This is a genomic window from Methanogenium sp. MK-MG, assembly GCF_009914725.1.
Taxonomy (GTDB): domain Archaea; phylum Halobacteriota; class Methanomicrobia; order Methanomicrobiales; family Methanomicrobiaceae; genus Methanogenium.
The window spans coordinates 1-9273 of the sequence record NZ_JAAAWJ010000069.1; the positions used below are offsets into that span (position 1 = coordinate 1).

Genomic DNA, 9273 nt, shown 5'->3' on the forward strand with positions numbered 1-9273 from the left:
TCCCGGAAACTCTATACAAATATTTTCAATCACCTCCCTGATCCCACCTTTGTTATAGACAATAAAGGGCATGTCATCGGATGGAATACTGCCATAGAAGCATTGACTGGTGTCAGGAGGGAGGAGATTGCAGGCAAAGGGAATTATGCCTACTCAGAGGCCATTTATGGAGAAAAAAGGCCCATCCTGATTGATCTGGTACTGAATCCTGTTCTCAGCATTAAGGATGATTACCATATCACGAGTTGTGAGGATGGATATTTCACCGCAGAGAAGAAGGTGGTCTTATCGGACGGAAGGAAGCATGATATCTGGGTCAAGGTGAGTCCTATGGTGGGCGAAAATAACGAATTTTCGGGAGCTATCGCCTCACTGCGGGATATCACCAGCAAGAAAAAAGCAGAAGATAAGATTCGCCAGGCAAACGAGTACAACCGCTGCCTGATCGAGGCGCATGTTGATCCGCTGGTGACGATCGATGAGAGAGGGACGATCATCGATTTTAATGAAGCAATGGAGAAACTGACCGGGTATACCCATGATTTCCTTACCGGAATGTGTTTCTTTGATCTCTTCACCGAGCCAGGAAAAGCCAGGGAAGTCCACGAGCGAGTTATGGGGGGCACCCGTCTCATGGATGTCCCGCTTCAGGTGCGGACCGCAGCAGCCGGGCAGGAGTTCGGGATTCTGTTCTTTGGTTCGCCATACATAAGCGGGAACGGAGATGTGCAGGGTGTATTTGCTGAACTGCACGATGTTCTGAGCCTGCCCGGAGCTGAACGGGAAATGCTTTGCCGCGGGAAGGAATTGCAGAAGTGCGTTTCAGATGGATGGCAGTCCACACCGCACCAGTATTACTGTGAACGGTGACAGCACTGTAATGGCAGGGGCCTGCAGCATTGTTTCTGAATGGCATGCATATCAGTTCGTGTTGATGGGATGTAGTGCAGGTTCCTGCGTTAGGCAGGATTCCCCTCTTCGGCATGAATCTGCTCACAGCCGGGTTGGGGCTGGCCTTCATACTCGCGTGATCGGTGCTCGTCTGTTTCTTTTTTGGTGTGAAGAATATCCGTGCAAATTCTTCGACCTCAGGTTTGAAATATATCTGATAACCGTCGAGCCGGTTTTGCAGGTCATCGAACTGCCGGGAAGATAAAATCCCCCCTGGGTGTGGACATTATTTGACACATGCTGTACGAAGGGGACAACCCCATCCTCCCGGTATGGGACTTTCACTCATTCACCCGGTTTTCACCCGGAAAATGAAAATGAAACGGAGATTGAAATCGTCCGTAGTGTTGTGTATTCTTCTAAAGAAGTATAATATAGAGATATATGTACATGTACTAAAGGAATATTTCATGCATAGGGGAGAACATTCAGCAATCCCGGTACAGACATAGGGGTAGGTATGTGTCTCTCTGATTCCGAAATGGGTGAAAACAAAGAGTGAACCAGAGATGAATCTGAAATGCACGCGTCAATTGTCTGATTAAGCCTGAATTCCGGATATTTTTCGGATATATACACGAAGAAATTGAAAGATACCATATGAAAAGGTGAAAATATGCTGGATGGCGCCCGGTGGGTTCACCTTTCGCCGTCATAACCGGAGAAATCTGACAGAAAAAGACGCTACCTCACCGTAGATGAAATAAAAACATAAAACAAAAAGCGCCCCCAACAGGACTCGAACCTGTGACATTCTGGTTAACAGCCAGACACTCTACCAACTGAGTTATGGAGGCATGCACAACCTGTGTGCCATATAAGGTCGTATTGGGGGATATTAATATTATTGATTTGTGTTGCTCTTTTCACGCATTGTGTTGAGAAGGACGATGATGGCATCAATCTCAGAATCAAGCGTTTTCATTCCTTCTTTTGCCACTTCTGTCACCATTGCGCCTGCCGGTGATGCCTGAATGTACCCCTGTCCCTCAAGCACCTTCAGGGAGTAGCGCACACGATGGGCAGGCAGACTGGTGAGTTCTGCGAGTTTCATGATGCCGATTGGCTGATACTCCGCTACGATGCGCACCAGTCCGAGGTGTCGTCCCACCAGCTCCACTTCAGACCGGATCTTCTCAAGCATCATTGTCGCCTTTATGTTCCCCGGCATTGCCGGGTTGTTCCGGTTTCCCGGGTTCATCACCCTGGGCCATCAGCCATTTTCTGTCACTCCGGTAGGCACTCCTGAAATACAGTGCCAGCACAATTGCTCCTGCACCGCAGATACCTGCGATCAGGTAACTGTAGACAGGTATTACCCTGAATGCAGCGAGGATGGCAAGTGCCGCGAGAAGAAAAATTCCGTTCAGGACCATGGTGAGTTTTGCAAACTTCATCTTGAAGACCTGCTTTGCTGACTCGTCCATTATCCATACATCAACCTGTCAGGATAAAATTACTTGTGCTTTGGTCGGCAATATTCAGGCATGGACACACTCGATGAGGCAATGGAGAAGGCAGGGGCGGCAGCTTACGTCATCTATGCCTCTTCCCATGATCCCGATATGCGGTATCTGACACAGTTCGTCATCTCAGATCCCATCTTCTATATTAAAAAGCGGGGAGAGGATGGTGTCATCATCGTCCCTCAGATGGAGATCGGGCGGGCGCAGGACGAAGCGTCCTGTGATGCCATTACCCGGGGGGATGCCGGGTTCTTTACCTACCTCGAAGAGGAGGTCAGTCCCCGCCGGGCCGCCGCACGCATGGCATATGAATATGCAGGCGGAGATATCATCGTCCCGGGCACCTTCCCCCTCGCCATGGCTGAAGATATCCGGTTATTCTGCCGGGTCACGGTCGATACCAACACGGTTGAGGCCATGCGGGAGGTGAAGAACCCACGTGAATGTGATGCAATCCGTGCAGCCCAGGAACGGACAAACGAGGTGATGGCGCTTGCTGAGGCGATCATCCGTAATGCTGCGGTGAGGGACGGGGCCCTCTGGCATGAGGATGCTCCCTTGACCTCTGATATCCTCCGGCGGGAGATGCACTGCTGGCTGCTCCGGCACGGGTGCACCGCACATGACACCATCGTCTCATGCGGAAAGGAAACCGCCCAGCCGCATAACGTCGGGTCAGGCACCCTGCTTCCAAACGAACCCATTCTTATTGATGTCTTCCCTCAGGACGAGAAGACCGGATACTTTGCAGATATGACCCGGACGTTTGTAAAAGGGGAACCTTCAGCTGAGATACAGGAAATATATGACACCGTCCGCGACGGCCAGACGCTCGCCGAAGAGATGCTCAGACCAGGCATCACCGGTGCAGAGGTGCACAATGCCGTAGTTGATCATTTTACGGAACGGGGGTATACGACCGGAGATGAAGGGTTTATCCACAGCCTTGGCCATGGGGTCGGTCTGGAGATCCACGAAGGGCCGTCCCTCTCCCCGCGGGCTGACACTCCTCTTGTGGCGGGAAATGTAATCACCGTTGAACCCGGTCTCTATTACCGGAAGACCGGCGGGGTGCGGCTGGAGAACCTTGGTGTTATAACCAAAGATGGTTTCACCTGTTACACGAAATACAGGAGAAGACTGATCGTATGAACGATGATATTTATTCTGCATATATGGAAGCAGGGGCGATTGCAAAGCGATTCCGTGAGGAAGCTGCCGCAATGGTTGTCCCGGACGCTTCTATCCTGGAACTGGTGGACACCATTGAGCAGGCCATACTTGATGAAGGTGTCGGGATTGCCTTTCCGCTCAATATATCTATAAACGAGGATGCGGCTCATGATACCGCAGGTCCGGGGGATGAACGCCTCTTCTCTGAGGGCGATGTGGTAAAAGTAGATCTCGGGGTTCATATCGACGGTTATGTCGCAGACACGGCACAGACCGTTGACCTTGGCGACAACGCCCTCCTCGTAGAGGCATCACGGGCAGCCCTCAACGCGGCCATTGCACTGGTTCGTCCGGGTGCCACCTCGGGAGAACTGGGCACGGTAATCCAGCATGAGATCGAGTCGCGAGGCTTTCGTCCGGTGGCAAATCTCACCGGCCACGGTCTCTCACAATACTCTCTCCATGGTGATCCGATGATTCCCAATGTTGCCATGACAGGCGGGGCAGTCTTTGAAGAGGGCATGGTCTTTGCGGTTGAACCCTTTGCCTCCAGTGGGACAGGGATGGTCTCAGACGGCGCCCGGACGCTGATCTACAGCCAGACAGCAAACCGGGGTGTACGGCTGGCATCCGCAAAGCGGGTCATGAACCAGATCCGTGATCGGCGCTCCCTGCCATTCTCCCGGCGCTGGCTGACCGGTGATAAGATCGATCTTGCCCTCTCCACTCTGAAGAGGAGCGGCGTGGTACGGGGCTATCCTGTCCTTCACGACATTCCCGGGTCACTGGTCTCCCAGGCAGAACATACCCTCATTGTCACCGAAGATGGCTGTGTGGCAACGACCCTTTAACCAACCTTTTTTGCTCTCTGCGTAGTATATCTCCTGTTACGCATGTCTGATGATGCTGATTCAATGGTTCTTGATCTCATGGAGATTCTTCTGACGGCCTCAATCGCCAATGAAATTCCCGAGATCACGAAGAATGATCTGCCGCAGAAATTACGGAAAATAACCGGAGTCTCCGGAGCAGCGTCAGAATTTAAACGGCCGCTGGTGATCAGCGAAGGTCTGCTTGAACGTGAGATGGGAGTGAGCGGTGCATATGAACATCTGCGCGCAAACCCTTTTGTTGACTATGACGAATTTGGGCAGCGCCTCTCCATCACCGCGCTTGCACCTGCGATGCAGTGGTTTGTAAAGAAAGGGGGAAAGAGATCGATAGAGCAGAATCCTGCACTTGCATTATATGCAGAAAAAAATAATATCGGCACATTTTCCTATCAGGATGCACTGAAGAAGACCGGGCGGTTTGAAGACTCGGTTGAGTATATAGAGGCAAAGATTGCCCCTATCGTTGCTGAGTCTGAGGAGATGCGCAATGCCCGTGACCTTATCATCATCTACGCGCCGGATGAGATGGAGTTCAGTATGGACAATCTTGTCTGCACGAAGGGGCAGATGGACACGATCAAAAAGATCGATGTGGCGCTCAAAAACCGGGATTTCCTCCGTGATCACCGGGTATATGAATTTGGAAAACTTCTCTTTGTAGGTCCTCCCGGAACCGGAAAGACATCCCTTGCGCTTGCCCTGTCCCGTGAACTGCATATGCCACTCCTTGAAGTCCGTCTTGCGATGATCACCTCCCAGTACCTGGGCGAGACATCCAAGAATATCGATCGTATATTTGAGCTGGCCCGGCGTCTTTCTCCCTGTATTCTCTTTATTGATGAGTTTGATTTTGTGGCAAAATCCCGCCTGACAGATGATAACGCTGCAATGAAGCGGGCGGTGAACATGCTTCTGAAGAACATCGATATGGTCAGTTTTGTCAAGAACGGTGTCCTTCTCATCGGGGCAACCAATCACCCAGCTCTGCTGGACGAAGCGGCATGGCGGCGCTTTGATGATGTAGTGGAGTTCCCCATGCCTGACCGGGCGATGCGGGAGGACATCCTGCGTGCGGTCACGTCCCTGATTGAGTGCGACTGCGACTTTGTTTCCGTTGCTGAGGAGACCGAAGGGTTCTCCGGTGCAGACCTGCGGATGATGATCAAAGAAGCGATCATGGCTGCCCTCACGGACAACCGGCATGAGGTAACCGCTGAGGATATCGAAGTCGGCATGCAGAATCTCAAGAACCGCCACATCATCCGGAGCAGTATCTGAAGTTCAGGTGTCTTTTCGGATGACGGTAACAATTACACTGCTTGGGACCGGTGATACCACCGGCACCCCTCTTGTCGGATGCACCTGCCCGATATGTGCCGAAGGCAGCGCATCCGGGAGGGGACGCCTTCGTACCTCTCTTCTGGTGGAGCATGAGGGGTTTAACCTCCTCATTGACACCTCACCTGACCTCCGTCAGCAACTGCTCCGTGTGGGTGCACCCCATATTGATGCTGTGCTCTGGACTCATGGGCACTATGATCACTTTGCCGGGTTTAATGATTTTTACCGGGTGCAGAAATACCCGCCCGGATATGGTGCTCCCGGGGTGGTGGCATACATGCAAAAACAGTTCCATTTCATTCATTTTGCTGCCCACCCGCAGGAGCCGTATGTCCCGTTCACGCTGGGGGGCCTGCAGATCACCCTTGGGGCAGTGAATCATCCTCCCACACCAACATATGGCATTCTGATAGAGGACGGAGACACCCGTGTCGGGTATACGGCAGATACGAATCCTGACATCCCGCAGCGGACAAAAGATCTGCTGGACAGATGTGACCTTTTCTTTGCTGACGCGCTCTTCCCGGACGGCATCGTGCACCCGAAGCACATGAACTATTCAGAGGCGGTCTCTCTTGCCGGTGAACTCCATGCAAAGGATTTCCGCCTTGTTCACCTCTCACATAAAATAGGGTGGGACGCGCCGCATATTGGGTATGACGGGGATACGTTTGTGCTCTGAGAGAAACATCGCGGTATTCTCCGCAGAGGATGGTTCCTGCCTCATCTGCCGGGGGTCACCCATATATATTTAGCCGTTCGTCCACAGAACTATACAATACTTATGGAGATCAAAATTCTTGAGCTCAATGCTGACAGCGTGAAGATCCTCTTTGTCGGTGAGAGCCACACATATATGAATGCTCTGAATCAGGAGATCCTCACAGACCCCCATGTGGATGTGTCATCCTATAATCCGAAGTTTGATTTCACTGACCCGGAGTTGTTTGTTTCAACCAAAGACGGCGTAGATCCCATTTCGGTCATCATTGATGCAGCACGCCGAATCAGTGCAGACTGCGCTGAACTGCTGGACGCAATTGAACACTCAGAGATAAAATAATACTCTTTTTTTCGGATCCGGCAGGTGTGCGGTACCTGTAGATCATCTGATATAACCTTGCAGAACCAGTACAAAAGCAGCTAAAAGAGCAAAAGCCGCAAAAAAATGTAAAAAGAGGAAAGGGTGATATTACATCCGTTCGGTGAAGACAATGGAACCGGCCACACGGGTGATGCGGATCTGTATTTTCTGGCCGGGTTTTCCGCCGCTCACATACATCGTGTATTTGCCGATTCTGACCACGCCATCTCCACGCTTTGAGATGGACTGTATCTCCACAGTCATCTCTTTGCCTTCTTCCAGCTGGTTTGCTACAGATTCAGGACGTGCACGGCGCTTTCTGACCGGCCTGTGACTGCCACAGGCATCACAACGCAGGAGAGTGATCCGTCCGTCCTTTACGAGGCGGGTGTCGGGTTTGCCGCATTCAGAACAGATGACGTAATCTTCTGTGTACTTGTTCACAAGGCTCTTGATCAGGTCAAATTCAAACTTACCGTTGAAGACTGCCCGTGTTCCGTCTATCTTGCCGGATGTTCCCAGTTCACCCAGCAGAAACTTCATCAGGTGATCCGGATCACGGCGAAGGATTGACGCAATCTCTGCAAAGTTATCGAAGACAGTCGTCTTCCCCTCAATAAACACCTTTGCCGGAGGTACAATAAACCGTCCCTCATCACCGGAGGTCTCAGTGATATTTTCATAGGCATGGTCAAGCAACGCTTCATATGGATCGGACATGCTGGTACCCTTTGTACTGTAGTATATTAATAGTGCTTTTTGCATGCCCCGGGTGAGCCGGGGAAATTCTACTGTATTTTCCGGCCTGCAGATTCTGCCCCTGTCTGCCTGCAGGATGCCATATGCACACCATTATTAGCGCAGGTGTCTAACCATTCTGCATCATGGTATCTGCCGGAGACCTTGCCTATCTGGAAGAAAAACTGAAGCGGCCCATAACCCCGCTTGAATACGCCTGTTTTGAAAATCTCTGGAGTGAACACTGCAGTTATCGTTCAACAAAGGCATTTTTGAAGACCCTGCCAACCACTGGCGTGAATGTACTTCTGGGACCCGGAGATGATGCAGCCATTGTGAAATATTCAGACGATATCGCACTTGCAATTGGCATGGAATCCCATAATCACCCCAGTTATGTGGATCCCTTTGACGGGGCTGCGACCGGAGTCGGTGGCATTGTGAGAGATATCATCTCCATGGGGGCCAAACCGATTGCCCTCATGGACCTTCTCTACTTTGGCCCGATCACCGAGGAGAAGAACCGGTATCTGCTTGAGCATGTGGTGCAGGGAATTGGTGACTATGGCAACTGTATCGGTGTCCCGGTCGTACGGGGTGAGGTGGCATTCGATGAAGGGTACTCCGGCAATCCCCTTGTCAATGTCGTCTGTGTGGGAATCGTGGACCCGGAGAGATATCTCACAGCCCGGGTAAAGAAGCCCGGCAACCGGCTGGTCCTCTACGGGGCGTCCACCGGAAGAGACGGTCTCGGCGGGGCATCGTTTGCCTCCCGTGATCTATCAGAGGATGCTGAGGCAGAAGACCGGCCCTGTGTGCAGGTCGGCGACCCGTATACCGAAAAACTACTCATTGACGCAACACTTGAGATGACAGCCACCGGGAAGATAGTGGCGTGCCGTGACCTGGGTGCGGCGGGACTCGCGGGCGCATCGTCTGAGATGTCCTCCAGCTATGGGGCCCGTATTGAGGCTGGTTGTGTTCACCTGCGGGAGACCGGCATGAATGAGGTGGAGATCATGCTTGCCGAATCCCAGGAACGGATGCTAATGGAGGTTGCAGAAGATGACATTCCGGCACTTGCGGCCATCATGGAGAAGTACAGTCTGCAATGGCGCGATATTGGTGAAGTGATCGAGGAAGCACGCTACATCGTCACCTTTGAAGGCAATGTCGTCTGTGACCTGCCGATCGATCTGCTGGTGGAAGGGGCGCCGGGTGAGGCATGGCATGCTGAGCCGTATTCGCATGAACGCCCGTATCAGGTACCGGAAGGGGATATCAAAGACCTTTGTCTTTCGGTCCTCTCTCACCCTGATGTGGTCCGCAAGGACTGGATCTCCCGCCAGTATGACCACGATGTGCAGCTGCGCACGGTCTCTGTTGCAGGCGGGGCCGGGCTTCTCCGGCTGGGCGACAGTGCCCTTTCCCTCTCCTGTGGCTGTTCCCCGCGGCATATTGAGCTGAAACCATATGAAGGTGCGGCAAACACCGTCTATGAAAATGCCGCCAACCTTGCCTGTGTCGGCAGCGCACCTCTCTGCGTGGTAAACTGCCTGAACTTTGCCAGCCCCGTTCACCCGGAGATCTACTGGCAGCTGGGTGAGGCGGTTCGTGGCATGGGGGA

General features: G+C 52.4%; 10 protein-coding genes and 1 tRNA gene. 7 read left to right on the forward strand and 4 right to left on the reverse strand.

All coding sequences use genetic code 11. The features are described 5' to 3' along the window. Nucleotides 1-870, forward strand: an 870-nt coding sequence (locus MKMG_RS09070; protein WP_165077451.1) for a PAS domain-containing protein, incomplete at its 5' end; no start/stop codon positions are given. Between the two features lie 805 nt (nt 871-1675). On the opposite strand, the gene MKMG_RS09075 is transcribed toward MKMG_RS09070, so the two are convergent. The 3 genes from MKMG_RS09075 to MKMG_RS09085 form a co-directional block, all read right to left on the reverse strand. Beyond that, nucleotides 1676-1748: transfer RNA gene (locus MKMG_RS09075), tRNA-Asn, on the reverse strand. A 47-nt stretch (nt 1749-1795) separates the two neighbouring features. Next, a complete protein-coding gene (locus MKMG_RS09080) occupies nt 1796-2098 on the reverse strand; it encodes a hypothetical protein (protein WP_371415209.1) in 303 nt (100 codons plus the stop codon). Further along, nucleotides 2088-2378, reverse strand: coding sequence for a hypothetical protein (locus MKMG_RS09085; RefSeq protein ID WP_216842897.1), 291 nt, complete (start codon nt 2376-2378; stop codon nt 2088-2090). Before MKMG_RS09085 ends, MKMG_RS09080 begins: the two co-directional genes overlap by 11 nt. Nucleotides 2379-2438: 60 nt before the next feature. Here MKMG_RS09085 and MKMG_RS09090 point away from each other — a divergent pair, with 60 nt between their 5' ends. From MKMG_RS09090 to MKMG_RS09110, 5 genes are all read left to right on the forward strand, one after another. Continuing rightward, nucleotides 2439-3569, forward strand: coding sequence for a Xaa-Pro peptidase family protein (locus MKMG_RS09090; protein ID WP_165077452.1), 1131 nt, complete (start codon nt 2439-2441; stop codon nt 3567-3569). Then, on the forward strand, nt 3566-4441 hold the full coding sequence (gene map, locus MKMG_RS09095; RefSeq protein WP_165077454.1) for a type II methionyl aminopeptidase: 876 nt from the start codon (nt 3566-3568) through the stop codon (nt 4439-4441). Before MKMG_RS09090 ends, map begins: the two co-directional genes overlap by 4 nt. A 42-nt stretch (nt 4442-4483) precedes the next feature. Next, on the forward strand, nt 4484-5761 hold the full coding sequence (locus MKMG_RS09100; protein WP_165077455.1) for an ATP-binding protein: 1278 nt from the start codon (nt 4484-4486) through the stop codon (nt 5759-5761). Between the two features lie 19 nt (nt 5762-5780). Beyond that, the gene (locus MKMG_RS09105) at nt 5781-6506 is read left to right on the forward strand and encodes an MBL fold metallo-hydrolase (RefSeq protein ID WP_165077457.1); all 726 of its coding nucleotides are present in this window, start codon (nt 5781-5783) and stop codon (nt 6504-6506) included. Between the two features lie 102 nt (nt 6507-6608). Then, on the forward strand, nt 6609-6887 hold the full coding sequence (locus MKMG_RS09110) for a DNA-directed RNA polymerase subunit L (protein ID WP_165077458.1): 279 nt from the start codon (nt 6609-6611) through the stop codon (nt 6885-6887). 129 nt (nt 6888-7016) lie between these two features. Here MKMG_RS09110 and MKMG_RS09115 read toward each other — a convergent pair whose 3' ends face one another. Beyond that, complete coding sequence (locus tag MKMG_RS09115) at nt 7017-7628, reverse strand: translation initiation factor IF-2 subunit beta (protein WP_165077460.1); 612 nt, start codon at nt 7626-7628, stop codon at nt 7017-7019. Between the two features lie 164 nt (nt 7629-7792). Here MKMG_RS09115 and purL point away from each other — a divergent pair. Next, nucleotides 7793-9273 (forward strand): phosphoribosylformylglycinamidine synthase subunit PurL (gene purL, locus MKMG_RS09120; RefSeq protein ID WP_165077461.1); only part of this gene is annotated, 1481 nt, incomplete at its 3' end.